This is a genomic window from Streptococcus salivarius, from assembly GCF_002094975.1.
Taxonomy (GTDB): Bacteria; Bacillota; Bacilli; order Lactobacillales; family Streptococcaceae; genus Streptococcus; species Streptococcus salivarius_D.
Window position 1 is genome coordinate 152,915 of the sequence record NZ_CP015283.1, and the last position, 25,097, is coordinate 178,011.

The following is a 25,097-nucleotide window of genomic DNA, read 5'->3' on the forward strand; positions in this document are numbered from 1 at the left end:
TTAGGGGGTTCAACATTGCTACTCCTACAAGAAGTAGAATAGCCAAAATCCATAAAACTACTTTTAACATCATTTCTCCTTATCAAATAACAAAAGATTGTAATATTAAACCCAAGAAATTACTCACCAAAATTTAATTTTACACAAAAATTATATAGCGATATGAATGCGTTGTCAACGCTTTCTTGAAAATAGAATCTAAATTTAAGTTAGTTTTTAGATTATTATAAATAAAGGAGTTTTATCTCATTTTGGTAAAAATTAATTGCTAGATTTTCACACTAACCAAAGCTAGACTTTCCGCTGTGCTAAAAGTGAGAGAAGCTATATTGCTTCTCTCACTCGGAAGATTTGAGACTCAGGCTCAAATCTTAGGAATGGAATTCCGTTAGGAAGTCGCTTCCGTCCCTAGCACCCAAGGAAAGTCTAAAAAATTTATAAAAAAGAAAAGCAGAGATATCTAACATCTCTGCTTCATAAATAGGATTAGGAGGTTTTATGCTTTTTATTTAGCATCTTTTTCTTTGATAACCAAGACACCATCTTCCATATCAGCTTCTAGGTGTTTAGCATCAAGGTTATCCAAGTGGAAGTCTGTGACTTTGTCACGGATTTGTTGTTCAACCACACGACGGAGTGGACGAACACCCATGACTTCATCGTAGCCTTCTTCAGTCATGTATTCTTTAGCAGCTTCGCTAACTGCCAAGTCAATGTCTTTCTTAGAAAGAGTCTTGTTAACTTCAACCAACATAAGGTCTACAATCTTAGAAAGATCTTCTTTGCTCAAGTGTGAGAATTCGATGACAGCATTGAAACGGTTAAGGAATTCTGGACGGAAGTAAGGTTTCAAACGATCCATAAGTTCTGGTTTATCAGCATCTTCTGTCAAGTTAGCTTCATAGCCAAATCCTGCGTTTGAAGTTGCGATAATCACAGTATTCTTGAAGTTTACAGTGTTACCTTGACCATCAGTCAAACGACCATCATCCAAAACTTGGAGAAGAAGTGTGATAACTTGAGGGTCAGCCTTTTCAATTTCGTCGAGAAGGACGATTGAGTAAGGGTTACGGCGAACACGTTCTGTCAAAGTATTGCTATTGTCGTCATAACCAACATAACCAGCTGTTGTACCAATCAATTTAGAAACAGCTGTGCGGTCGCTGTATTCTGACATATCCAAACGGATGATAGCATCTTTAGTTCCGAACATATCAAGAGCCAATTGTTTAGCCAACTCAGTTTTACCAACACCAGTAGGTCCTACAAAGAGGAAGCTACCAATTGGACGGTTACCTTCGTCAAATCCTGCACGGTTACGACGGATGGCACGTGCCACTGCTTCAACGGCTTTATCTTGACCGATAACCTTAGTTTGCAAACGGTGACCCATATCTTTCAAACGTTCGATATCAGTTGCTCCCATTTGCGATACTGGGATACCAGTCATACGTTCTACAGATTCAGCCACATCGTTAACAGTTGCAGTGACTTTAAGGTCTGCTGTGTGGTTAGCAATTTTCTTTTCAAGTTCTTCAATACGAACCTTAGCGTTTAGAGCTGCTTCGTAGTCTTCTTTGGCAGCTGCAGCTTCTTGTTTAGCTTTTTCTTCTTCAATTTCATGTTCAACAGCATTCACATCAGTTACTGGGTGTTGAGCAGCCAAGTGAGCAGCTGTTACATCGACAAGGTCGATAGCCTTATCTGGCAAGCTACGTTGTGGAATGTATTGTACAGAGAAATCTACCGCTGCCTTCAAAACATCATCTGGCAAGATAACATTGTGGTGTTTTTCATAAAGATCACGGATACCTTGGAGAATCTTGAAAGTATCTTCAGCAGAAGGAGCATTGACCTTAACTTCGTTGAAACGACGAGCTAGAGCAGCGTTCTTCAAGATAGTGTTACGGTATTCATCTTGAGTTGTTGCACCAATCACTGTCAATTCACCACGTGAAAGAGCTGGTTTCAAGATATCAGCAAGACCTTTAGACCCTTGACCATCACCAGTGCTTCCGGCACCAAGAATTTGGTGGATCTCATCGAAGAAGAGGATAATGTTTCCAGCTTCTTTGACTTCGTTTACCAAGTTTTGAATGTTTTCTTCAAAGCTACCACGGTATTGCGTACCAGCTTCAAGTCCAGAAATATCAATTGAAATGATTTCTTTATTCTTGATAGCAGCTGGGACATCACCATTGACGATGGCTTGAGCCAAACCTTCAACTACGGCTGTTTTACCAACCCCAGCATCCCCGACAAGGACTGGGTTATTCTTGGTACGACGAGCCAAGATTTCGCAAGCTTCTTGGATTTCTTTGTTACGTCCGATAACAGGATCCAATTTACCTTCGCGAGCTTCTTCAGTCAAGTTACGACCAAGTTTAGCAAGAATACCATCTTGTTTAGGTCCTTTACCTTGTTGTTGAGTTGGGTTCACTGCTTCACCTTCATTACCAGGCAATTGACCTGTTTGACGGTAAATCGCAAATTCTTCAGGTGTCACTTCACGACCGTTAATCATGTAGCGACGGTTTTCTGAACGGTAACCACCCATATTACCCATCAATTGATTGAAAAGATCATCCATATTGTTAAAGTTGTTGTTCATATAATTACCTCGTTTTGTGTTTTCTTGTGAAATTTTTTAAATGTTATTTTTATGTTAATGTGTTTTTTGACTTTTACTGACCAAAACCCTAAAAATTTTTAGTAGCTTCAACTACTCTTCTAATAATTTCAGGTTTTGCTCTTGGGAGGAGACTGAGAACTTTCACAGCCTTAAATAAATTGTCATTTAGCATAAGAGCCACCTTCTTTCTGTGAATCTCTCAATATAGCTAACTTCCAAGCCTCTTTCAAAACTATGAATAGCTTTTTCAGAAAGAAACTTATACATTAAGGAATCCTTTTTCCTTGTAATTTTATCATATACCTTTCATTTGATTGGGTCAAGAATTTAGTTTTGACTTTCACTGACCTTTCAGATGAAAATTTTTGCAGACTAGCTGCAATCCTTTTTATTGGTATATGGGCTATTGACACAGCCTTCATAAGGATTTCATTTCCTTATGTTTATATTGTACAATATTGGTCAGTAATAGTCAATAGTTTTTTGACTTTTTTTGACCTTTTTCATAAATTTTTTTGCAGCCAAACCACAATAACTTTATTCACAAGTATTTAGGCTAGCACTGCAAGATTTATAAGGAAGCTAAATCCTTATGAAACTATCATACACTATTAGTCAGTAAAGCTCAATAGTTTTGTTTGATCTTTTTTGACCTTTTTGAAAAAATTTTTGACAAATAAAAAAGCCTACCATAAGTAGACCTTTCATAAAACTATTTTACTCTAATTGGTATGCGTCCAAAGTTTTGTTGAGAAAGCTCGGAATTACCTAATTGATAAACATTATCTGCTTGTTGTGTAAGCATATCCCAAGGCTCCCTTCCAATCCGAGCCACTATATCCACAGACTTTTTCACAGATTTGAGATGAGTCTGCCCTTTTTGAGAAAATCCAAGCACATGAATGGATTCAGGCAAAGGATTATCCACAGCTCCGACAAGAATATAGGTCAAAATACGACGTACACGTGCTTTTGTATAGCGTTTGGTTGCTACCTTATCCACGAGTTCCTCCACAGAAGAAACCTCACGGATAGCAGCTTTTAAACGACTGGCAATCTCTTCATTCACCTGGAAAATAGTGGTCAAATCAGGGTTGGTAAGAATCTGATAAACCAACAATTGGAAATAATTATCCCAAGAGACCTGTGGAGAAGTCTGAAAAAGTTTGCTGTTGGGCATGAACTTATCCACAAAAACACTGTCTTGCTTGTGGAGACGTAGACTGGTCGCTGAGGCGAAAGATACTTCCTTGTCTGAGGAATGATAGCCAGCTCCTTGTCTCTGAATAGGAGTCAACTTAATGCCCTTACCAGCACAAGCTTTGGCATAGGCTAAGCCTAGGATATGATTGGGTGTATTGCCAGTAAAGACTACACCAGCAAACTTTTCCCACATTTTTTGCGTCTTCTGTGGATAAGACAAATCACTAGGCAAACTTTCCACAAAGGCTTCCATTTCCTCGGAATTTTCAGCATAGACATCTGCTATAGCCTGGTAGTCTAGGACTTCTTCCGTGCCAAAAGTAAGGCTATCAATTCCCAGTCGGGACAAGATTTCGACAGCTCCAGCAGCAAAATAATCGGCAGACTGGACTGAAGTCAAGAAAGGCAACTCAACCACGAGGTCCGCTCCATTTTCCAAAGCCATCTGAGCTCTAGTCCACTTATCCACAATAGCTGGCTCACCTCGCTGAACAAAGTTCCCAGACATGGCAACGATTTTGACACCTTCAGCCTGATCCAAGAGATACTTGTGTCCGTTATGAAAAGGATTGAACTCAGCAATAATACCTGTAACTGTCATAGTCTCTTACTTTTGGGCCACAAAGAACCAACGGGCACTAGTTTCAGTCGGTTCCTTATCCTCGAAATCAGCGTAAAGTTTGAAGGACTTGAAGCCAGCTTGCTCCAACAAGATATCATAAGTCAAGACCTCATAGGTGCGTTCCTCATGGACCTCATCATGACGGCTAAAGCTTCCATCTTCCTCTTGGACAAAGAAGGTCAATTCATGAACAATAGAATGTGGTGCCGCATCCTCATAGGTATCCCAAAGCATAGCAAAGTCTTCTGCATTTTCATGGTAGGAATAGCCCGGGAACACTTCATCCGTCTGATAGGTTGAGTGCACATCAAAGATGAAGACGCCATCCTCATTGAGAGCATTGTAAACCTCTTTAAACACGTCTCCGACCTCTACTTCGTCCTGCATATAGCAGATTGAATCTGAGTAGCAGGTCACAAAGTCGTACTTACCAGCTTGCGATAAATCCAACATGTTGCCTTCAAAAAAGGCAATTTTCTGTTTGGCAGAGGCTGCTCGCTTCTCAGCAATCTTCAACATATCAGCACTCAAATCGAGTCCAGTCACATCAAAACCAGCTTGAGAAAAACGTACAGACTGAATTCCAGTTCCACAAGCCAATTCAAGTAATTTCTTTTTATCCTTAGTCTTTGACAAATGACGGAGGGAAAAATCCGTCCACAAATCGTAAAGACTATCATCCATAACAGCGTCGTATACCGCCGCAAAAGTTTCATAAGTAGCCATAAATCAAGATACAAAGAGCGTCAAAAGTACAGAGAAAATAGAAAGCTTTCTGCTGTATCACCTGACACAAAGAAAGTTTATCTTTTTCTCACTGCTTTTAGCTCGTGTTCAGTTAACAAACCAACCAAACACAAGGCTCTATCCTTCCTATTAAATCTTTAGTTTAAGCAACAAAACCCAGTTGTCGCCAACTGAGTTCAATTTTTATGCCAAATAAGCTGACACATCCACCATTGGTGCTTCATGCCAGAGTTTTTCAAGGTTATAGTGAGCACGTTCATCTTCTGTAAAGATGTGAACAACGACGTCGTTAAGATCCAAAAGAATCCAACCACCCTTGTTGTCACCTTCCATGTGGCTAGCATCAAGGCCCGCTTCTTTCACTTTCTCACGGATGTTGTCAGCAATAGCTTCCAACTGACGGCTATTCATTGCACTCAAAATAACAAAGTAATCTGTTAGGCTTGTAAGGCCGTACAAATCAAGGGCAACAATGTCTTCAGCTCGCTTTTCATCAGCAGCTTTGACAACCAATTCAAGTAATTCTTCTTTAGTCAATGATATTCTCCAGTAATTTGTTATTAATCTTTTAAGTAATGCACAAAAGCATTATAGGTTTCCAAGGTTTGCGGGAAAATCGGCAAGGCCTGATGAGCCAAGTGTTCTACAGTATGGACTGTCTCAAAAGCAACTGCCTTATCCAAGGATTGCTCAGCTACTTGTCTAGCTTCCTCTACCAAAGGGAAATTACGGTTATGCTCAATATAATCAGCTACATAGACAATCTTATCTAGGGTTGACATTTCATGGCTTCCGACGGTATGGATCTCAATACTGCGTAGAATCTCAGAATCAGTCAAACCCAAATCTTCTTGGATTTTGTAAATCCCAACCATGCCATGCCAGACATTGTTCCCCCATTTTTTCAATTCAGGGTCGAGCTCATACTTATCGATTAGCTCTAAGAATTCCTGATCCGGAAGTTCCTTTGCATAATCATGAAGGAGGCCAGCCAAACCAGCTTTTTTAGTATCGTAACCATACTTTTCAGCAAGACCAATAGCAGCTCGCTCAACACCCAAAACATGATTGAAGCGTTTAGGACTCATGATCGCTCGAACTTTTTCAAGGAGTTCTTCACGAGAATAGTCTAGATATTTTTCATAGGTCATTTATAGAGCCCCGCTTTCTTGATGTAGGCAAGTACAGACTGCGGCACCATAAAGTTAGGTGTACGGTCCTTATTAATGTAGGCTCTGACTGCACTCGAACTAATATCCATAAGGGGCACATCCACCCAAATAACTGGGTAAGAGGTTCCAGCCTTATACTTAGGACGCTGAACACCAACAAATTGGACCATCTCGATTAGTTCATCAATACGATGCCATTTTGGTAAGTATTCGACCATATCCGCTCCAATAATAAAGTAATAATCCGTATCAGGATTGGCCTCTGTCAAAAGCTTCATGGTGTCATAAGTATAACTGATTCCCTTGCGTTCCAACTCGATGGTTTCAATATCCAAACCCTCGATACCGTTAATAGCCAACATAAGCATATTAAGGCGATGTTGTTCATCAATAGTCTCTTTTTTATCGACATGAGGTGGCTCAAACTCAGGCATGAGAAGAACTTCGTCAAGACCTAACTGCTGACGCACCTGGTCCGCAACAACCAAGTGAGCATTGTGAACAGGGTTGAAATTTCCACCTAAAATTCCCACCTGCTTACGGCCAGTATCTTTGATTTCTTCTTCTAGTTGAACCTTTGTAAATGGGGTTACGAGATCCAGTGCCATGTACGCCTCCTCTTTTTCAAGCATTATACAACTGACTTAAGGCTAGCTGATGCTTCAAAAGTGTTCCTATACCTTAGTTTATCCTTCACCAAGCAAAGTCAGCAACTATTTTTGGATAGCTTTGACCTTTGGTGACAACTTACGATTTTCTTTTTTAGCTGACTCTTTATAGAGAATCAAGATACGTCCAATCTTAAGAACTGTATCACAGCCAATTTCTTCTTCCAAGATTTCAGCAACCTCATGAATATCTTCCATAGTGTTTTGGAGTAGGGTTACTTTGATCAATTCACGGGCATCAAGGGCGTTGCGAACGCTAGTTTTGATATGGTCGTTAAGACCGTTTTTCCCGATTTGTACAATAGGTTTAAGTGTGTGTGCTTCCGATTTGAGGAAGGCACGTTGTTTTGATGTTAATGACATGTTTATTCCTTTTAACTACTTAACTAAGTTTAAATAATCGCTTTTCGTACGACAACGCCAACACCTTCTGGTGCCCAAGCAGCAACGATGGTTGGTTGGTCAGTTTTTCCTTGGACACGGATCCATCCTAATCCTGAGAAGACAATGTCTGTCTTATCTTTGACAGTGAACTCGTGACGGACAAGTTTCGGAAAATCGGCAAGATCCTTTGGCCCAGGAGGCATGAGGAGACTTCCAACATGCTTATCATAGAAGGCATCTGCGCCTTCAAGTTTGGTACGATGTAGCTTCAAGTTATTATCAAAGAAGGCTGTAAAACCTTGCTTATTCCCATCAATAAAGTCAAAACGTCCAAGACCGCCTAGGAATAGGCTTTGTCCTGCATTTAACTGGTAAGTTTTTGGCTTAATTTCCTTCTTAGGACTAACATACTTGAGATCCTTCGCTGACAGATAGTGTGCCATCTGGTGTCGGTGAATAATTCCTGGTGTATCAAAAATATAGCTACCGTCATCCAATGGAATTTCAATCTTATCAAGGGTCGTTCCTGGAAAACGAGAGGTTGTGATAACATCTTTATCACCAGTAATTTCTTTGATAATGGCATTGATTAAGGTTGATTTACCAACATTCGTCACACCAACAACATAGACATCACGACCCTTACGGAGTTTTTCAATACGTTGAATCAACTCTTTAATGGCGTGGTGATTTTGGGCAGACGTCAACATGACATCCACCGGACGCATCCCTTCTTCGTGGGCACGTTCTGTCAACCATTGGGTTACCTTACCATCTTTAACAGATTTAGGCAGGATATCCTTTTTATTTCCAACCAAGAGCACATCATTACCCGAAACAAAGCGTGATAAGCCTGGTATGATTGATCCATTAAAATCAAAAATATCAACGACATTGACAACGAGGGCATCACTATCACCAACTTCATGAAGCAATTTTAAAAATTCATCATCTGTGATGTGGACATCCACAATCTCATTGTAATGACGAAGACGGAAACAGCGTTGGCAGTATAACTCACCTGTTTCTTCGGCCTTTTTAATAGAGCTAGCAGGTGTGAAACCTGCTTTTTCTTTATCTTCTGTTTGAATTTGGGCTCCACACCCAATACAAAATAATTCTTCCATTAAATTCCTTTGTTGAAGGTCATTGGACCATATGCTTTTTCAATCTTTTTCCACATGCGACGTTCACGCCAACGGTTAAACTTGGTTACCCAAGCATCTGATTTCACCAAAGGCTTGACCAAAATCGATCGAATTCCAGCTCTGTGGCTAGCTCTGATGTCAGTCATTAGCTGGTCTCCCACCATAACGACCTCGTCTCGATTAAAGTGGTAACGCTCAATCGCTTCATTAATACCTTTAGTGAAAGGCTTCATGGCACGACTCACGAAATCCACATGGAAATTGGCTACCGCACGTTCCACACGTTCATGCTTGTTGTTAGAGACCACAACCACTGGAATGTCAGCCTCTGTCATCTCATCTAACCAAGCACGTAGCTCAGGAGTCCCATCAGGGTTGTTCCAAGCAATCAAGGTATTGTCCAAATCGACCAAGACGGCACGAATACCGTGTTCACGTAGTTGGTCAGGTTTCAAATCATAAACAGCCTCCACCATAAAATGGGGCCTGTAATCGTCTATACTCATTTTCTCTCCAAAATGTTAGTTTACCTCTTATTTTACCATATTTTTAAGGTTTATGTGTGGGACTTAAGTCCTATTTTTTAAGAACATCTTTGACACAACGGTATCGAAAAAGAGCCACAATCACTTGGGCTCTATCTTTATCTTTGAATTTTCTCTTGTTTTTTAAGGGCTACTAAATCCTTAAGCGAAATGAGGATAACGGCAAGAACAATTAAAATCATTCCAAGCACATCAATGGCAAAGAAGTGGTCACCCATGATTAAGACCGTTAAAATGACCGATGCCACAGGTTCTACCGAGGCCAGGAGACTTCCTTTTACAGCGCCAACCATTGTCGTCCCCTTAAGGAAAACGGTGTAGGCAAAGACTGTCCCGATGAAGACCAACCCAAAAAGTGCTAAAAGATTGCCACCAGTCAAGGGTAACTCATACTTCCAGGCTTGGATAGCAATTGGAAAAATCAGACCACCGAGTAACATTCCTAGACCGATGACAATCAGACTGCCCCACTTTTCAATAGCCTTAGCAGGCAGTAGGATATAGAGTGCATAGGTTACTGCCGAGAAGAGGCCCCAGAACAAACCAATAGGTGTGATGGCTAGCTCTGTCACCTGACCATGCGTTGCGATGATAAAAGTTCCCGCAATAGCCATGATAATCGCCACTAACTCTGAGACCGTTGGAAATCTGCGGTTCTTAGCACACACAAAAGCCAAGATAAGAACTGGCGTGACATACTGTAAGACTGTCGCAGTTCCAGCGTTGGTGTAGTGAATAGCACTGAGATAGGCATACTGATTCAAGACCAGACCAAAGAGAGCAAATAAGGCGATACTTACTAAGGTTTTCCTATCTTTAATGGCTTGTACTAATTTGTCTCGCTGCCTAAAAAAGACCGAAGCCGTTAGTAAAGTACCAGCTAGAATCAAACGTAAACTCGTCAAAAGATTGACATTAACCCCATGAGCCATCAGGTATTGACCAGAAACTCCTGAGACTCCCCAGGCAATCCCAGCAGTTATGACCATCAGACTACCTTTAAGTTGTTTAGACATGTGTTTTCCTCGATTATAATAATGCCTATTTATTATAACATAGGGAATTGTATGTCAGACGATTACTTCAGAATAATTAAACTGTTTTTCTTGAGGAATGCTCTATCCACCAACCGACAATCCAGCCAAGAACTAAAAGATAATTCTCAAAAGCTCCAACAGCATTAACAGAGTGATGGTATTGAAGATAGCTAAGGAAATGATTGGTTCCAATACCTAGGCCTCCCAGAATCAAAGCAATCAGAACTGCTCTCAGATAAAACCAATCGTACTTTAAGTTAACGGCAAGGAGGATGACCAGAACCGCCACATTCCAAATACCAATCTCCCTCTGCCATCCAACTGAAATACCGTAACCCGAATGACTTCCCATATAGGTGGGAAAGAATAGCTGAAAAATAATGGCACCAGTCATGGCGATGATGACTAGGATAAATAAGACTCTTAAGAATTTGTTCATTGGTTTGCTCCTGAAATCTTCTATAAAAATATTCCCAACTAGTCTAACACAAATATTGCAAAGAAAAAACCAACCTTTCGGCTGATTCTTTATCTATTACTCTTCTTTCAACTTAGCCAATTCTTGAGCAAGTAGTTTAAGAGCTACTTGTGGGTTGGCTTGGCCTTTGGTTGCTTTCATGAGGAAGCCTGTGAAGGCCTTGTCAGCGTTACGTTTACCTGATTTGAAGTCAGCTACGGCTGCTTCATTATCTGCAAAGACTTGGTGGATGATTGGGATCAAGACTTCAGGATCTGAAATCTGTACCAAACCAGCTTTTTCGACGTATTCACGCGCACCGCCACCGTTTTTCGCCAAGTGAACGAAGACTTTCTTGGCAATCTTAGATGAAATGGTTCCATCTTCGATGATGGCAATCATTTCGACCAAGTTTTCTGGTGTCAACTTGATTTCTTCAAGCGTTTTGCCTTCTGCGTTCAAGAATTGCGCGACTTCACCTTGGAGCCAGTTAGACACTTGTTTAGCATCTCCGCCAAGGGCTACCGCTGCTTCAAAGAAGTCAGAAGTAACTTTCGTCGCTGTCAATTGGTTGGCATCATAGTCAGACAAGCCAAGCTCTGCCACATAGCGAGCACGACGGTCTTTTGGAAACTCTGGCAACTCCGTACGCATTTCCTCGATCCACTCATCTGAGATTTCAAACAATGGAAGGTCTGGTTCTGGGAAGTAACGGTAATCCGCTGCTCCTTCTTTGACACGCATAAGGATAGTGCTCTTATTAGCTTCATCATAACGGCGTGTTTCTTGACGAATGACACCACCTGAACGCAAGATTTTCGCTTGGCGTTGCACTTCGTATTCAAGACCTTTACGGACGTTTGAGAAAGAGTTCAAGTTTTTCAACTCAGTCTTGGTACCAAATTCCTCTTGACCATATGGGCGAAGGGAAATGTTGGCATCTACACGCATAGATCCTTCTTCCATCTTGACGTCTGAAATACCAGTGTACTGGATAACTTCTTTCAAAGCTGTCAAATAGGCGTAGGCTTCTTCTGGAGAACGCATATCTGCTTCAGATACGATTTCAATCAATGGAACCCCTTGACGGTTAAGGTCTACGTAAGAGAATCCATCTGTTCCGTGCGTGTTCTTACCGGCGTCTTCTTCCAAGTGGGCACGTTCAATCCCAATTTTCTTAGTTGAGCCATCTTCCAATTGCACTTCAATCCAACCGTTATATCCGATTGGCTCGTCAAATTGCGAAATTTGGTAGGCTTTTGGATTATCAGGGTAAAAATAGTTCTTACGGTCAAAGTGCATGTGCTGATGGATATCCATATTCAGCGCCAAAGCAGCCTTGATACCAGCATCCACAACACCCTTGTTCAAGACAGGAAGCACCCCTGGGAAAGACCAGTCAATCACATTAGTGTTGGCATTTTGCTCATTCCCAAAGTGAGCAGAGGTTGGTGAGAAAATTTTTGAGTTTGTATTCAATTCAACGTGGACTTCAAGTCCGATGACTGTTTCAAAGTTCATTAATTGTCACCTCCGAAAATAAGGGGTTGTTGCTTGTGGTAATCCGTCGTTGCTTCAAAGGCAGCTGCAGCTTGGTAGATGGTTTCTTCAGAATACTTAGGACCAATCAACTGCAAACCAACTGGAAGACCTTGCGCAAAACCTGCAGGAATCGAAATCCCTGGAAGACCTGCCAAGTTGACTGGAATGGTCAAGAGGTCAGCCAAGTACATGGCAACTGGATCATGGTTGAGCGAATCCAAATCAAAGGCTACACTTGGAGCTGTTGGTCCAAGGATAAGGTCGTAATCCGCAAAGACTTTTTCGAAGTCTTGGATAATGAGGGTACGGACTTGGCCAGCTTTCTTGTAGTAAGCATCGTAGTAACCAGATGACAAACTAAAGGTACCAAGCATGATACGGCGTTTGACCTCATCACCAAAGCCTTGGCTACGAGTGTTCACGTAGATATCATCCAAGTTTTTAGCATCTTCTGCACGGAAACCATAGCGAATACCGTCGAAACGTTGCAAGTTTGAAGAAGCTTCAGATGAAGCGATGATGTAGTAAACAGCAACCCCGTATTTAGAGTGTGGAAGGCTAACTTCTTCGACAGTTGCTCCCAATTTTTCAAAGTGTTTAGCCGCATTGAGGATAGTTTCTTTGACTTCTGGGTCAATCCCTTCACCGAGGTATTCCTTAGGAAGGGCAATCTTCATACCTTTGATGTCTTGACCAATCTTAGAAGTAAAATCGGCTACGCGTACTGGTGCTGAAGTTGAATCCTTGGCATCTTCACTGGCAATGACATTAAGCAATTGGGCATTTTCCTTAACCGTTGGTGAGAAAGTACCAATTTGGTCGAGTGAGCTACCAAAGGCAATGAGACCAAAACGGGAAACCGTTCCATAAGTTGGTTTGAGACCAACAATCCCGTTGAAGGCAGCCGGTTGACGGATAGAACCACCTGTATCTGAACCAAGGGACAAACGGACTTGCCCTGAAGCGACAGAAGCTGCTGAACCACTAGAAGATCCACCAGGCACCTTGCTGTGGTCCCAAGCATTCTTGGTTGGTCCATAGTAAGAAGTTTCTCCAGATCCACCCATGGCAAATTCATCCATGTTGGTCTTCCCGATGACAATCATATCTTTGGCTTTGGCATTGGCAACAGCTGTCGCATCAAAGATTGGCTCGTAGTTGTAGAGCATTTTTGATGCCGCAGTAGTCAAGATGCCATCTGTTGAGATATTGTCTTTGACAGCGAGTGGAATCCCTGACAAGAGGTTATCTGCATCAATTCCCTTTTCATCAATGGCCTTGGCTTGCGCAAGAGCCACTTCTTCTGCCACTGTCACAAAGGCATTGACTGCTTCTTCACGCGCCTTGATATCGTAAAGCGTTGCTTGGGTCAATTCCGTTGCCGAAATTTCCTTAGAGACAAGGAGGTCGTGCAACTCTTCAATGGTTTTATTGTTGAATGACATTAGGCATCTCCTCCATCTTCTAGGATAGCTGGTACCTTGATGTAATAGTTATCTTTTTCAGGTACATTTTTAAACAAGCGGTCACGGTCAGTCCCTTTTTCAGCAACATCCGGACGCAATACGGTCTTGCGGTCAGCCATGGTCGTTGTTGGGGCAACACCTGTTGTGTCCACTTCTTCCAACAATTCCACCATGTCGACAATTTTAGACAAGGTTGTCGCAAACTCAGCTGTCTCTTCTGGAGAGAATTTCAATTTTGAAAGATTGGCAACGTGGGTTACCTCTTCTTGCGTAATTTTCATCTTGCTTCCTTTCGTGAAATGATGATTTTTCAATACCCTCTATTTTACCATAATTTAGCCTATTTTGCTTGGAGGATAAAAAAACTGTAGTAACTTTTTTGTCACTACAGTTTACAGAGATAGAGCTTTTTCAAAACACTTATCGTATGGCTATCAAGAGCTTTCTCCAAGCCTCTAGAATTACAGGTTTCAAATACTGTTTTGCCAGGTCGTATGAGACTTGGTGCATAGACTCAAGATCACTCTCTAAGGCAAATACAATTTTATCCGCCATCTGAGAAACAAGCAGGTCCTCATCCATAGTCTCGCTATAAGGAACCAGATAGCCATTCTCACCATCTTTGATGAAGGTTGGATTGCCATAACGGGCATCAAAACCAACTAGGGCTAAACCTGCTCCTACCGCTTCCATCAGGGTCAAACCAAAGGTCTCCCACTGAGAGGTAGTGACATAAAGTTCGTACTGTGGGTAGACGTCACGCAAATCCGCATGTCCTCTAAGTTTGATATAATCATTCGCCCCAAGAGTATCAATCAGATCTTGTAGATTCTCTTGCTCCCCACCTTTACCGTTGATGTCATTAGTCGAGAACTCATAGACTATTCTACAGAGGCACCGTTACTTGCGATAACTTCTTTGTACCAGTTAAATGATTTCTTCTTAGAGCGTTTAAGGCTACCATTACCATCGTTGTCACGGTCCACATAGATAAAACCATAACGTTTCTTCATTTCACCAGTTCCAGCAGAAACAAGGTCAATACAACCCCATGTTGTGTAGCCCCAAAGCTCTACACCATCTTCATTGATAGCATCACGCATGGCCTTGATGTGGGCTGCCAAGTAGTCGATACGGTAATCATCTTCAACATAACCATTTTCATCTGGTGTATCCACAGCACCGAGACCATTTTCAACAATAAACATCGGTTTTTGGTAACGATCCCAAATAACGTTAAGGGTAATACGAAGACCTAGTGGGTCAATTTGCCAACCCCATTCTGAAGCTTCCAAATATGGATTTTTAATAGAGGCAAAGATATTTCCTGCTGTCTTTTCATTAACTTCTGGATCACCTGAAGCCACACGACTTGCATAGTAAGAGAAGGAAATAAAATCTACAGTATACTCTTTAAGAAGGGCCAAATCTTCTTCAGTCATCTCAATCTCAATGCCATCACGTTCCCACTGCTTCTTAGCATAATTTGGATACTCTCCACGAGCCTGAACATCAATAAAGAAATAGCTACTACGATCTTCTTGCATGGCTGCCCAGTAGTCACGTGGGTGGGCTGTATTTGGATAATACTGACCTGCTGCCAACATACAACCAACCTTATTTTCAGGGTCAATCTCATGGGCCAACTTCGTCGCCATAGCTGAAGCTACCAACTCATGGTGAGCTGCTTGGTATTTAACCTGTTCCTCATTCTCACCCTCTTCAAAGCAGAGTCCTGCTCCCATAAATGGTGCATGGAGAATCATATTAATTTCATTGAAAGTGAGCCAGTACTTAACCAAGCCTTTAAAGCGTGTGAAAAGGGTACGGCAAAGATTTTCATAGAAACCAAGCATCTTACGATTACGCCATCCCCCATACTCTGTAATCAAGTGCATAGGACAATCAAAGTGCGTGATTGTCACCAAAGGTTCAATGCCATACTTGTGACATTCTTTGAAGAGGTCCTCGTAAAAGGCAAGCCCAGCTTCATTTGGCTCAGCTTCATCCCCTTTAGGAAAAATACGTGACCAAGCAATAGAAAGACGATAAGTCTTAAAGCCCATTTCACCAAAGAGAGCAATATCTTCCTTGTAACGATGGTACATATCGATACTTTCCTTGGCTGGATAAAAATAGCCATCCTCAAAATCAAACATCTTACGACGTCCTGTGATAATTGAAAGGCGATCCTCACCAATTGGCACCACGTCAACGTTGGCTAAACCACGTCCATCAGCATCATAGGCACCCTCACATTGGTTGGCTGCTGTCGCTCCACCCCACAAAAATCCATCAGGAAAAGTCATTTTTTTAGTCATTGTTCTACCTCTTTATGATTCAAGAATATTTCAGTAATAGTATATACTAGTCTGAAATCGTTTTCTTATAGTAAACTACGAAAAACTGATACTATCCTATGATTTTAGACAAAAAACGAGAGTAGGATGGATTCCCACTCTCGATTATAAATCTTCTTACTCCACAATGGTTGCTCCAAGAACATTTTTAAAATGCCCAATAGCAAAGTCATGAGCTTCAGGCGTCAAGGAGGCTGTTGCACTTACTACAACCTCGATATCATAACCTAAATTATAGGCATCAATGGCTGTATGTAGGACACAAATATCTGTTAAAACTCCTGTCAAAACAACTGTCGTCACACGACGCTCACGCAAACGAATATCTAAATCCGTTCCCGAAAAGGCTGAGTAGTGTCGCTTATCCATCCAAAAGACACGATTATCATCCTTAATAGCATCATATACACCAGCTAACTTACCATAAAGTTCTCGCCCAGACGTCCCTGCAATATTGTGCGGTGGAAAGAGCTTGGTTTCAGGATGGAAGGTATCTCCTTCATCATGTCGGTCCATAGCAACGAAGATATAATCCCCATTATCATAGGCCTCTTGAGTTACCTGGGCAATGCGGTCTTCAATGGCTTGGGCAGGCTTTCCAGCCGTCAACTTCCCATCATCTGCCACAAAATCATAAGAGTAATCAATTGATATCAATGCCTTTGTCATATTACTTTCTCCTTTTAAAAAAAGTGGGGCAGGTTCCTCCTACCTCACTTTCCTTCAGTATTCTTCTTATTCGTATTCTTTCAATTTATCGTAGATACCTTCGTTAAGGACTTTAAGATAAGTCCCTTTCATACCGAGTGAACGGCTCTCAATAATACCAGCTGATTCCAACTTACGAAGGGCATTAACGATAACTGAACGTGTGATTCCAATACGGTCAGCGATAACAGACGCTGTCAAGCGGCCTTCCAAACCGTCCAACTCATTCAAGATAGCTGAAACTGCCTTGATTTCTGAGTAAGACAAGGTATTAATAGCCATGTTAATAGCTGTTTGTTTACGAATTGTTTCTTCCAAATTCTCTGTTTGAAGGTTCAACAACTGCAACCCAACTACTGTAGAGGCAATCTCAACCAAGATAAGATCTTCATCTACAAAGTCATGATCGTTACGCCAAATGATGAAAGAACCAAGACGCATACCACCACCATAGATAGGTGCAATTGTAGTCAAACCATCTGGGAAGTCATCTTTTGACTCCACAGGGAAAATGGTCAAGTCACTGTCAATACCAATGTTTTCTTGAGTGTCATAAACACGGCTGATACCACGTGTATATTCTTCTGGAAGTTGTTTGGCTTCAAAAAACTCCTCCACACGATCATTGTTGGTTTTGTACTTCATGGCAAAACCAAGGAGAGCACCACCACCATTAACGATAGCAGCGTTACAATCAATGATATCCGCCAATTGAGCAGCCATGTTGTTGTATGGAAGATCTCCTTCCAAGCTATCTACTGAGCGTTGCAAGATAGATGTAATTTTACGTGTTTTAGCCAGCAAATTTGCCATATTTATTGTCTTCACTTTCTATTGTAATCATAATAATATCAAGCCTTGTACTAATCTTCTGCGTCAAGACCTACTAGCCCTATCATTATAGCACACTTAACCCAGAAATTGCAAACAATTGTCTGAAAATTATTTATTATTCTACTATTCATTATATTAAGTATATTATGGCATTATTAGGAAAATGTTCGGATTTTGCTCAAATATGTCCCCTTTTTAGAGACAATAAAAACTGGACAAGCCTTTTTGTCCAGTTTTTCAAGAAATTAACGCTTGTAATATGACAAGACTCGTTCGATTTTGTTACCGAGATCAGCCAACTCTTCCACACGAGGAAGGTAGACAATACGGAAGTGATCTGGTTCATTCCAGTTAAAGCCTTTACCTGGAACTAGGAGAACCTTCTCCTTCTTCAAGAGACGAAGACAGAATTCTTCATCATCCTCAATATCATACATGTTACGGTCAATCTTAGGGAAGATATAAAGACCTGCATCTGGCTTAACAGCTGAAAGCCCTGGAATAGCGTTTACGGTATTCGTGATAAACTCACGTTGTTCATAGATACGCCCACCAGGGATCAAGAGTTCATCCACGGATTGGTAACCACCAAGTGAAGTCTGAATAACGTGCTGAGAGAGCACATTAGCACAAAGACGCATGTTGGCCAACATATTAAGCCCTTCAATATAGCCTTTGACATTCTTTTTAGGTCCAGAGAGAACCATCCAACCTACACGGAAACCACAAATGCGGTGAGACTTAGAAAGACCATTCATAGACACACAGAAGACATCTGGTGCAAGACTAGCAATCGCAGTATGCTGTTTACCATCCATAACCAAGCGGTCATAAATCTCATCCGCAAAGATAATCAAATCATTTTGTCGAGCAATATCCACAATCTGTTCAAGGACATCCTTAGGATAGAGTGAACCTGTAGGATTATTGGGATTGATGACTACAATTGCCTTAGTATTTGACGTAATCTTTGATTTGATATCATCAATATCTGGATACCAGTTAGATTTTTCATCACAGACATAGTGTACGGCATTACCGCCTGCTAGGCTGACACAGGCTGTCCAAAGAGGATAGTCTGGCATTGGGACCAAGACCTCATCTCCATCATCAAGCAAGGCCTGCATAGACATGGAAATCATCTCTGAAACACCATTACCAATATAAATATCATCAATATCTACATTTGGGAATCCCTTTAGCTGGCAATACTGCATAATCGCCTTACGAGCTGAGAAAATCCCCTTACTATCTGAATACCCTTCACTGTTACGAACATTCATAATTAAATCACGAATGACTTCATCCGGTGCTGTAAAGCCAAATTCCGCAGGATTTCCCGTATTAAGACGAAGAATCTTTTCACCTTTAGCAATCATACGGTTGGCTTCATCCAAAACTGGTCCACGAATATCATAGGCAACGTGTTCCAACTTTGATGATTTATCAAATGTTTTCATAAGTTAATCCTTTCAAAAGATACTAAAAGTAGATACATCTAGCAGAAAATAAGAAAATTCAACACCTGATGAGGATTTCCACTTTTATTGACACCAACTTTAGGCTCAGCCATTTGGTATCATTTCTGAAGACTTGTCTTCCTCTTTTTTAATTATCATGTTTCTTACGAAGCTAATAACAGATTGTATTATACCTCTTTTTCAAGCAATCTTCAATTTTTAGATAATACTGAAATCTTCACATTACTAAGAGCATCCTAAAGTAAGCAGTCAAAAAAAGATTTCAGAAAATCTATAACAACGCTTTCATTTTTTAGACTAAAGGAGTATAATAAAGCTAAAGATAGGAGGTAGAGCTTATGTCTCAACAATATGAACGTATTATGGTAGCTATCGACGGTTCTTACGAATCAGAACTGGCCTTTATTAAAGGTGTGCACGTTGCAAAACGTAATAATGCTCAGTTACTATTGGTACACGTTATCGATACACGCGCCCTTCAAAGCGTTGCGACTTTCGACTCTTATATCTATGAAAAACTAGAAGACGAAGCTAAAGCTGTTTTGGCTGACTTTGAACGCCAAGCCAGAGAAGCTGGTTTAACCAAGATTCGCAAAGTTATTGAGTTCGGTAATCCTAAGAGCCTCTTGGCTGTTGATATCCCTGATAAGGAAAATGTTGACCTTATTATGGTTGGTGCCACTGGTCTCAATACTTTTGAACGCTTGCTTATTGGTTCGTCTTCTGAATACATTCTCCGTCACGCAAAAGTTGACTTGCTCATTGTTCGTGACTCTGAAAAAACACTTTAGTCACCTCTCACAAAAGCACCTCTGGTGCTTTTCTCATATGAAAAAGAACCGAGATCCTAACTCTCAGTTCTTTTTTCTGTTCTATTTTTCAGACTTTGCTGATTCAGACATCACTTCTGACTCTGAAGTTGACTGGCTTTCTTCTACCAAATCTTCACTAGCAGATTGACTTGAAGCACTTGCTTGCTCCAAAGCAAGGCTAGTTGAAAGGCTCTCACGTTCTGCTTCCTGACTAAGGCTAGCTTCAACAATCATGAGTTCCTTTTGACGTTCTGTTTCACGAAGATATTCACGTTCTTCAAGTTCTTCCTGACGACGTCTCTCCTGCTCACGTCTTTGAGCTTTTTGACGCTCACGCTTAGCATGACGTTTTTGTGTCTCATCAATCAAGACCTTAGTGTTGTCTTTAATATGCATCCACTTAACAAGACGAACTAGAAGTCTCCATAGGAAGACAATAATTGACTCTGCAAAGAGAAGAATCTCAACCAGAATAACTCCCAACAAGCTCCAAGCCATGAAGAGTGTAATCAATAATTGCGTGAAGATCTTCTTCAAGTCACCCAAATGATTATTGTGAATATTAAGGGTTTCAAGGAAAAGATCTAAAATCCCTTGCAAGAGGTGTGATTTAACAGATTTGTCTCCCTCTAGGCTCAAGTCCGTCTGGACTTCTGCCGGAGTAACAACTGTCAAGTCCCCATCTTGGTAGACATCAATACGATCTCCTAATTTTATATCAAAATCAAAAAGCGTGCGATCTATTTTCTTAAGTCGCCCGTCAGGATGACTGAGATAAACAAAGTCATCATCAAATTTTAAAATACGAAACATAATTTACCTGCTCTTTATTGCTCCCTAAATAATAGCAAAGTTAAAAAGCCCTTGTCAAGAGCTTCTTTTTCAATCCAAGGTTTTCACACCGATACGATTTTTATACTCTTGATACGTTTCAGTGTGCATGAGAGCTTTAGCATTTTTGACCCGATCTGCAGTTGGTGGTTTAACCCCTTCCAAAGGATATGGGATACCGAGCTCACGCCATTTGAACTCACCCATTGTATGATAGGGAAGAATTTCAAATTTATCGACATTTTTCAAGGTCTTTACAAACTCACCAAGCTTAATCAAGTGATCGTCAAAGTCTGTCAAACCAGGTACCAAGACATGGCGAATCCAGACTGGAACTTGTTTGTCAGATAGATATTGAGCAAATTCCAAAATATTCTTATTAGGTTGACGGGTCACAAACTTGTGTTGTTCGGGGTCAATCTCTTTGATGTCAAGTAGGACCAAGTCAGTCACAGCCAAAAGTTTGTCAACAACTTCATGATACTCAGGAGTATTGCGGTACGCAAACCCACAAGTATCAAGCGTACAGTGAATCCCTAGCTTCTTAGCCTCTGTAAAGAGGGCAGTGACAAAATCAATCTGAAGCATGGCCTCACCACCTGATACAGTGATACCACCATGCTCACCCCAGAAATGACGGAAACGAAGAGCCTCATCTAAGACATCTTCAACTGTACGTTCAACAGCCTTATTTGACTCCATAGCCCAAGTATCTGGGTTATGACAATATTGGCAACGCATCTTACAGCCTTGCATGAAAACAATAAAACGGATACCAGGACCATCTACGGATCCAAAACTTTCGGTTGAATGAACAAGTCCAGTCACCTGACTGTAATCAATTTCTGCCATGGCAGCCTCCTTGAAAACGCTTTTTACATGTTTTTATTATACCTCTTTTATCAGAAACATGCTCCATATCTGCCTGAATTCAGGCAAAGGTTATACTATAATACATCTGAAATTAAGGAATATCTATACTATACCAGAAGAAAAACAAAAAAACTGGAAAAATCCAGTCTTTTATCATCTATATTATTAGGCACGTTTCTTAAGCCCCAAAAAGGCTGCAGCAGCAAGGAAGAATGTTCCTGCCATTGTCAAGATTACTGTTGATGCTTCACCAGTCTTAGGAAGTGTAACTTCCTTACCTTTAGCATCTTTACCAGTCAATGTACCGTCAGCGTTCACTTTGAATCCTACTGTTTCAGGAGCGACAACACTTGTTGTACCATCAGTGTTAGCGATAACAATTTGGCTATTTTGTGTAGACACAATTGTTTGGCCAGCTGCAGTGATAACTGGAGCTGTTGGTGTTACAGTAACAACAGGTTGTCCATTAACATTCACCGCTGGAGTTTCAGAGTTTTGAGGTGCTTCGCTTGTCCCTTTATCAGTTGCTGAAGCTGGGTCTTCTGGCTTATCGGCTGGTTTTGTTGATGAATCAGCTGTTGGAGCCGGTGTCGCAGGTGCTTCCGGAGTTGCTGGTGTTGTTGGCTCAGCTGGTACTTCAGGAACTGTAGGTGTTGGTGTTGTTGGCGTTGCCACACCTGTGTTTGAATCATTGCTACGAGCCAAGTCACCATCACTTGGGGCTGTTGAAGGACCAGTTGTTGCACGATCTGTCGTTGGTTGTGTAAGAACAGCATCATTTGTCGCAATACCATCATCCGCAAAAGAGGTTACTGGTACAAAAGCTCCTAGGGTAAGGGTGAGTAAAAGCAAGCTACTATATATAGATATAGATTTTTTAGAAGCCATTAAGATTCTCCTTTTTTCATTTATCAGTTAACCTACATTCTACCATAAAAAAGTAATAAAAGACCGCTTTAATTAAAATCTTATTTATTTTTATTCTAAATCTTTCAACACGCTGAAATATGTTAGATTATCTTCAAAATTATGGTTGTTTTCCTGACAAAGTCCGGCAGTTTTGATAGGTAAAAAAGGCTTTATGACGTACTTTATAGACGTTTTCTAATCTTATTATTTTGATAAGCTGATATTCCAAGATAGATAAGAAAAAACACTTTCACTCATAATGAGAGAAAGTGCCTAATTAGTAAATAGTCGCTTTTAAGTTCCAATATTTTCTAATAAAAACATGTAGAAAACTATTCTTCTGCCTCTTCTGGAGCTGCCGTGATGATTACCTTAAGTTTGGTTACACGACCATCCTTAACTTTATCATTGATAAATTCGAGGTGTTTGTCCTTGTTGATAACTGAATAGTGTTCCTTGACTTCTTGAGTTGGAATGGCTCCCACACCAGTCAAATAATAACCTGCGATAGTATCAACGTCATCACTCTCAAGTTCTGTATCAAAATGTTCATTGAAGTCGTTAAGAGTCATAGCTCCCTCGACAATATAGGTATTCTCACCAATTTCACGAACTTCCACACTAGATTTATCTGTTTCGTCGTCAATCTCACCAACGATTTCTTCCAAAAGATCCTCGAAGGTAACAAGACCAGCAACGCCACCGTACTCATCAAGCAAGATAGCCATCTGATTATTGGTGTTACGAAAGGCTGCCAAGAGATCATCTACGAAGATAGTCTCAGGAACAAAGAGAGGTTCGTTCATGATTCGACGAAGTTTGATATTTTCGAAACCAAGTTCGAAACCTGCTTTAAGAAGATTTTTGGTATGAATGACACCGATAATCTTATCCTTGTCATCTTCGTAAACAGGAATACGAGAGAAACTTTCCTTGAGAATAGCTTGGATATTTTCTTGAGTGTTGTCTTCAATATCAATCATGAAGGCATCCGTACGAGGGACCATAACCTCACGCGCCATCAATTCATCAAGAGAGAATACCCCTTGGAGCATTTCAATTTCTTCAGCCTCAAGCGTATCCTCACTCTTGGTCAACATGTACTCAATCTCATCACGTGTCATCTGCTCATCGGCATCATCAAAGGTCATAGGTGTCAAACGAGACAAAAGATTGGTTGACGCCGAAAGAATCCAAACAAAGGGACTAACAATCTTACCTGTAACAATAATAACAGGAGCTGAGTAGATGGCTAGATTTTCCTTGAGGTTCATAGCGATACGTTTTGGATAAAGTTCCCCAAAAACGATAGAGATATAGGTCAAGACAACCAAAGAAATCATGCTACCCGCTGTCTTAGCCCAAGCCGCATGACCAAACCAAGTCGCTATCACTGCACCTAGTGACGCAGAGAGACTGGCCCCCTGTAAGAGGCTAATAAAGGTAATACCAACTTGGATAGTTGATAGGAAGTTGTTTGGATTTTCAAGAACCTTGAGCAGGCGGATAAATTTCTTATCGCCTTCTTCTGCCTTTTGCTCTACACGTGAGCGGTTAAGTGATACAAGAGCCATCTCAGATGCTGAGAAAAAGGCTGTAAGCAAGGTTAAAATTAGTAGTAAAATAGATTGAAATAATAAGGACTGACCACTAGAGTCTTCCATTTTTTCTTCTCCTCTAAAAAAAATTCTGACTTTCATTATACCATAATTTCCCAATAAAGGCGTCTATTTTATGCTATAATTAGGGTAATTTATCATCAAAGGAGAGACTTATGTCACTTATACGATTAGAAAATGTCAGCTTGGTCCGCCAAGGAAAAACACTTTTATCTGACCTTAACTGGACAGTTGAAAAAGGACAAACCTGGGCTATCCTGGGACTTAACGGTGCTGGAAAATCAACCCTCCTACGTTTGTTGACAGCTGAATTTTTCCCTTCTGAAGGGAAGGCTGGGATACTAGGCTACACCTTTGGTAATGGAGACATCACAGGTCTTCGTCAACACATCGGTATCGTCAGCTCCTTCATCACTGAGCGTCTACCTCAACATATGACTGCTGAAAAAATCGTCCTTACCGGTAAGTACAAGAGCTCAATCCTCTACAAAGCCTATGGAGACAAAGAGCTACAAGAAGCCAAGGATATGCTAACTTCACTTGGTGCTGGAGATTTGATTGGTCGTAAATACCATGGCCTCTCTCAGGGAGAAAAGCAAATCTGTTTGATTGCTCGTAGTCTTATGGAAGATCCCGACATCATCATCCTTGACGAAGCAACTGTGGGCTTGGATCTCTTTGCCCGCGAAAAGCTGTTACGTCAGATCGACCGTATCACCTCGCTTCCTCACGCACCCCTGGTCCTTTACGTCACCCACCATGCTGAAGAGATTACTGAGAAGATGGACCACATCCTCCTACTCCGTCAAGGAAAAATCGTGGCACAAGGACCAAAAAATGATATCATCACACCGGAAGTTTTAGCTGACTTCTACCAAAATCCTGTTCAAATTATTCCAATTGATGACCATCGTTTTTACATTAACCCTCTTCTATAAAAATCGCTCAAAGAAACAAGTCCCCTAGACATTATCTGGGGGACTTGTTGTTTTATCACTACTCCTCTTTTATTTTAGATACACCATACAAAATTAAGGCTGGAACGAT

Annotated in this window: 25 protein-coding genes; 2 read left to right on the forward strand and 23 right to left on the reverse strand. The window is 41.0% G+C overall.

Features of this window, described 5'->3' with window-relative positions:
- Positions 1-505 precede the first annotated feature (505 nt).
- The 19 genes from V471_RS00765 to V471_RS00855 all read right to left on the reverse strand — a co-directional run bounded on the left by V471_RS00765 (position 506) and on the right by V471_RS00855 (position 18,985).
- Positions 506-2,611 carry an AAA family ATPase gene (locus V471_RS00765; RefSeq protein WP_004183275.1) on the reverse strand — a complete coding sequence of 702 codons (2,106 nt, stop codon included), beginning with the start codon at positions 2,609-2,611 and terminating at the stop codon, positions 506-508.
- 733 nt (positions 2,612-3,344) lie between these two features.
- On the reverse strand, positions 3,345-4,436 hold the full coding sequence (locus V471_RS00770; protein WP_084871003.1) for a nucleotidyltransferase: 1,092 nt from the start codon (positions 4,434-4,436) through the stop codon (positions 3,345-3,347).
- A gap of 6 nt (positions 4,437-4,442) precedes the next feature.
- A complete protein-coding gene (locus V471_RS00775) occupies positions 4,443-5,183 on the reverse strand; it encodes a class I SAM-dependent DNA methyltransferase (protein ID WP_049553875.1) in 741 nt (246 codons plus the stop codon).
- Between the two features lie 204 nt (positions 5,184-5,387).
- On the reverse strand, positions 5,388-5,741 hold the full coding sequence (rsfS, locus tag V471_RS00780) for a ribosome silencing factor (protein ID WP_014632696.1): 354 nt from the start codon (positions 5,739-5,741) through the stop codon (positions 5,388-5,390).
- 23 nt (positions 5,742-5,764) lie between these two features.
- Positions 5,765-6,355 (reverse strand): bis(5'-nucleosyl)-tetraphosphatase (symmetrical) YqeK, encoded by a 591-nt coding sequence (gene yqeK, locus V471_RS00785; protein ID WP_049553873.1) that lies wholly within the window; start codon positions 6,353-6,355, stop codon positions 5,765-5,767.
- The gene (locus tag V471_RS00790) at positions 6,352-6,984 is read right to left on the reverse strand and encodes a nicotinate-nucleotide adenylyltransferase (protein ID WP_045771998.1); all 633 of its coding nucleotides are present in this window, start codon (positions 6,982-6,984) and stop codon (positions 6,352-6,354) included. Before V471_RS00790 ends, yqeK begins: the two co-directional genes overlap by 4 nt.
- Before the next feature lie 105 nt (positions 6,985-7,089).
- Positions 7,090-7,407, reverse strand: a complete 318-nt coding sequence (yhbY, locus tag V471_RS00795; protein ID WP_002884193.1) for a ribosome assembly RNA-binding protein YhbY — start codon at positions 7,405-7,407, stop codon at positions 7,090-7,092.
- A 29-nt stretch (positions 7,408-7,436) separates the two neighbouring features.
- Entirely contained in the window at positions 7,437-8,555 is a 1,119-nt protein-coding gene (gene yqeH / locus V471_RS00800; RefSeq protein WP_045771999.1) for a ribosome biogenesis GTPase YqeH, read from the reverse strand.
- Entirely contained in the window at positions 8,555-9,082 is a 528-nt protein-coding gene (locus V471_RS00805) for a YqeG family HAD IIIA-type phosphatase (RefSeq protein WP_003094053.1), read from the reverse strand. The genes yqeH and V471_RS00805 overlap by 1 nt, the downstream gene beginning before the upstream one ends.
- Positions 9,083-9,219: 137 nt before the next feature.
- The gene (locus V471_RS00810; RefSeq protein WP_014632692.1) at positions 9,220-10,137 is read right to left on the reverse strand and encodes a DMT family transporter; all 918 of its coding nucleotides are present in this window, start codon (positions 10,135-10,137) and stop codon (positions 9,220-9,222) included.
- Positions 10,138-10,213: 76 nt separating this feature from the next.
- Positions 10,214-10,597: a hypothetical protein gene (locus tag V471_RS00815; protein ID WP_014632691.1), complete on the reverse strand. Its 384-nt coding sequence runs from the start codon at positions 10,595-10,597 to the stop codon at positions 10,214-10,216.
- A gap of 96 nt (positions 10,598-10,693) precedes the next feature.
- A complete protein-coding gene (gene gatB / locus V471_RS00820; RefSeq protein WP_003018306.1) occupies positions 10,694-12,136 on the reverse strand; it encodes an Asp-tRNA(Asn)/Glu-tRNA(Gln) amidotransferase subunit GatB in 1,443 nt (480 codons plus the stop codon).
- Positions 12,136-13,602 carry an Asp-tRNA(Asn)/Glu-tRNA(Gln) amidotransferase subunit GatA gene (gene gatA, locus V471_RS00825; protein WP_014632690.1) on the reverse strand — a complete coding sequence of 489 codons (1,467 nt, stop codon included), beginning with the start codon at positions 13,600-13,602 and terminating at the stop codon, positions 12,136-12,138. The genes gatB and gatA overlap by 1 nt, the downstream gene beginning before the upstream one ends.
- Positions 13,602-13,904 (reverse strand): Asp-tRNA(Asn)/Glu-tRNA(Gln) amidotransferase subunit GatC, encoded by a 303-nt coding sequence (gene gatC, locus V471_RS00830; RefSeq protein WP_002884769.1) that lies wholly within the window; start codon positions 13,902-13,904, stop codon positions 13,602-13,604. Before gatC ends, gatA begins: the two co-directional genes overlap by 1 nt.
- Before the next feature lie 139 nt (positions 13,905-14,043).
- Positions 14,044-14,508: a glycosyltransferase gene (locus V471_RS00835; RefSeq protein WP_428949785.1), complete on the reverse strand. Its 465-nt coding sequence runs from the start codon at positions 14,506-14,508 to the stop codon at positions 14,044-14,046.
- Positions 14,505-15,944, reverse strand: a complete 1,440-nt coding sequence (locus V471_RS00840; RefSeq protein ID WP_014632688.1) for a 6-phospho-beta-glucosidase — start codon at positions 15,942-15,944, stop codon at positions 14,505-14,507. Before V471_RS00840 ends, V471_RS00835 begins: the two co-directional genes overlap by 4 nt.
- Positions 15,945-16,100: 156 nt before the next feature.
- Positions 16,101-16,652, reverse strand: coding sequence for a cysteine hydrolase family protein (locus tag V471_RS00845; protein ID WP_014632687.1), 552 nt, complete (start codon positions 16,650-16,652; stop codon positions 16,101-16,103).
- Between the two features lie 66 nt (positions 16,653-16,718).
- Positions 16,719-17,504, reverse strand: a complete 786-nt coding sequence (gene codY / locus V471_RS00850) for a GTP-sensing pleiotropic transcriptional regulator CodY (protein ID WP_002884784.1) — start codon at positions 17,502-17,504, stop codon at positions 16,719-16,721.
- 266 nt (positions 17,505-17,770) lie between these two features.
- Positions 17,771-18,985 carry a pyridoxal phosphate-dependent aminotransferase gene (locus tag V471_RS00855; RefSeq protein ID WP_014632686.1) on the reverse strand — a complete coding sequence of 405 codons (1,215 nt, stop codon included), beginning with the start codon at positions 18,983-18,985 and terminating at the stop codon, positions 17,771-17,773.
- Between the two features lie 359 nt (positions 18,986-19,344).
- Here V471_RS00855 and V471_RS00860 point away from each other — a divergent pair, with 359 nt between their 5' ends.
- Positions 19,345-19,797: a universal stress protein gene (locus V471_RS00860; protein ID WP_002891687.1), complete on the forward strand. Its 453-nt coding sequence runs from the start codon at positions 19,345-19,347 to the stop codon at positions 19,795-19,797.
- Positions 19,798-19,878: 81 nt separating this feature from the next.
- Here V471_RS00860 and V471_RS00865 read toward each other — a convergent pair whose 3' ends face one another.
- The 4 genes from V471_RS00865 to V471_RS00880 all read right to left on the reverse strand — a co-directional run bounded on the left by V471_RS00865 (position 19,879) and on the right by V471_RS00880 (position 24,095).
- Positions 19,879-20,631: a hypothetical protein gene (locus V471_RS00865; RefSeq protein ID WP_014632685.1), complete on the reverse strand. Its 753-nt coding sequence runs from the start codon at positions 20,629-20,631 to the stop codon at positions 19,879-19,881.
- 69 nt (positions 20,632-20,700) lie between these two features.
- A complete protein-coding gene (gene pflA, locus V471_RS00870; protein WP_014632684.1) occupies positions 20,701-21,501 on the reverse strand; it encodes a pyruvate formate-lyase-activating protein in 801 nt (266 codons plus the stop codon).
- Positions 21,502-21,687: 186 nt separating this feature from the next.
- Positions 21,688-22,410: an LPXTG cell wall anchor domain-containing protein gene (locus V471_RS00875; protein ID WP_014632683.1), complete on the reverse strand. Its 723-nt coding sequence runs from the start codon at positions 22,408-22,410 to the stop codon at positions 21,688-21,690.
- Positions 22,411-22,763: 353 nt separating this feature from the next.
- Positions 22,764-24,095 (reverse strand): hemolysin family protein, encoded by a 1,332-nt coding sequence (locus V471_RS00880; protein ID WP_014632682.1) that lies wholly within the window; start codon positions 24,093-24,095, stop codon positions 22,764-22,766.
- 110 nt (positions 24,096-24,205) lie between these two features.
- On the opposite strand from V471_RS00880, the gene V471_RS00885 reads away from it, so the two are divergent.
- Positions 24,206-24,988 (forward strand): ABC transporter ATP-binding protein, encoded by a 783-nt coding sequence (locus V471_RS00885; RefSeq protein ID WP_014632681.1) that lies wholly within the window; start codon positions 24,206-24,208, stop codon positions 24,986-24,988.
- The last annotated feature ends 109 nt before the right edge of the window (positions 24,989-25,097 follow it).

Bases quoted from the DNA above. Each gene is read 5' to 3' on its own strand.
- V471_RS00765 (WP_004183275.1), bottom strand. From the start codon at position 2,611: ATGAACAACAACTTTAACAATATGGATGATCTTTTCAATCAATTGATG.
- V471_RS00770 (WP_084871003.1), bottom strand. From the start codon at position 4,436: ATGACAGTTACAGGTATTATTGCTGAGTTCAATCCTTTTCATAACGGA.
- V471_RS00775 (WP_049553875.1), bottom strand. From the start codon at position 5,183: ATGGCTACTTATGAAACTTTTGCGGCGGTATACGACGCTGTTATGGAT.
- yqeK (WP_049553873.1), bottom strand. From the start codon at position 6,355: ATGACCTATGAAAAATATCTAGACTATTCTCGTGAAGAACTCCTTGAA.
- V471_RS00790 (WP_045771998.1), bottom strand. From the start codon at position 6,984: ATGGCACTGGATCTCGTAACCCCATTTACAAAGGTTCAACTAGAAGAA.
- yhbY (WP_002884193.1), bottom strand. From the start codon at position 7,407: ATGTCATTAACATCAAAACAACGTGCCTTCCTCAAATCGGAAGCACAC.
- yqeH (WP_045771999.1), bottom strand. From the start codon at position 8,555: ATGGAAGAATTATTTTGTATTGGGTGTGGAGCCCAAATTCAAACAGAA.
- V471_RS00805 (WP_003094053.1), bottom strand. From the start codon at position 9,082: ATGAGTATAGACGATTACAGGCCCCATTTTATGGTGGAGGCTGTTTAT.
- V471_RS00810 (WP_014632692.1), bottom strand. From the start codon at position 10,137: ATGTCTAAACAACTTAAAGGTAGTCTGATGGTCATAACTGCTGGGATT.
- V471_RS00815 (WP_014632691.1), bottom strand. From the start codon at position 10,597: ATGAACAAATTCTTAAGAGTCTTATTTATCCTAGTCATCATCGCCATG.
- gatB (WP_003018306.1), bottom strand. From the start codon at position 12,136: ATGAACTTTGAAACAGTCATCGGACTTGAAGTCCACGTTGAATTGAAT.
- gatA (WP_014632690.1), bottom strand. From the start codon at position 13,602: ATGTCATTCAACAATAAAACCATTGAAGAGTTGCACGACCTCCTTGTC.
- gatC (WP_002884769.1), bottom strand. From the start codon at position 13,904: ATGAAAATTACGCAAGAAGAGGTAACCCACGTTGCCAATCTTTCAAAA.
- V471_RS00840 (WP_014632688.1), bottom strand. From the start codon at position 15,944: ATGACTAAAAAAATGACTTTTCCTGATGGATTTTTGTGGGGTGGAGCG.
- V471_RS00845 (WP_014632687.1), bottom strand. From the start codon at position 16,652: ATGACAAAGGCATTGATATCAATTGATTACTCTTATGATTTTGTGGCA.
- codY (WP_002884784.1), bottom strand. From the start codon at position 17,504: ATGGCAAATTTGCTGGCTAAAACACGTAAAATTACATCTATCTTGCAA.
- V471_RS00855 (WP_014632686.1), bottom strand. From the start codon at position 18,985: ATGAAAACATTTGATAAATCATCAAAGTTGGAACACGTTGCCTATGAT.
- V471_RS00860 (WP_002891687.1), top strand. From the start codon at position 19,345: ATGTCTCAACAATATGAACGTATTATGGTAGCTATCGACGGTTCTTAC.
- V471_RS00865 (WP_014632685.1), bottom strand. From the start codon at position 20,631: ATGTTTCGTATTTTAAAATTTGATGATGACTTTGTTTATCTCAGTCAT.
- pflA (WP_014632684.1), bottom strand. From the start codon at position 21,501: ATGGCAGAAATTGATTACAGTCAGGTGACTGGACTTGTTCATTCAACC.
- V471_RS00875 (WP_014632683.1), bottom strand. From the start codon at position 22,410: ATGGCTTCTAAAAAATCTATATCTATATATAGTAGCTTGCTTTTACTC.
- V471_RS00880 (WP_014632682.1), bottom strand. From the start codon at position 24,095: ATGGAAGACTCTAGTGGTCAGTCCTTATTATTTCAATCTATTTTACTA.
- V471_RS00885 (WP_014632681.1), top strand. From the start codon at position 24,206: ATGTCACTTATACGATTAGAAAATGTCAGCTTGGTCCGCCAAGGAAAA.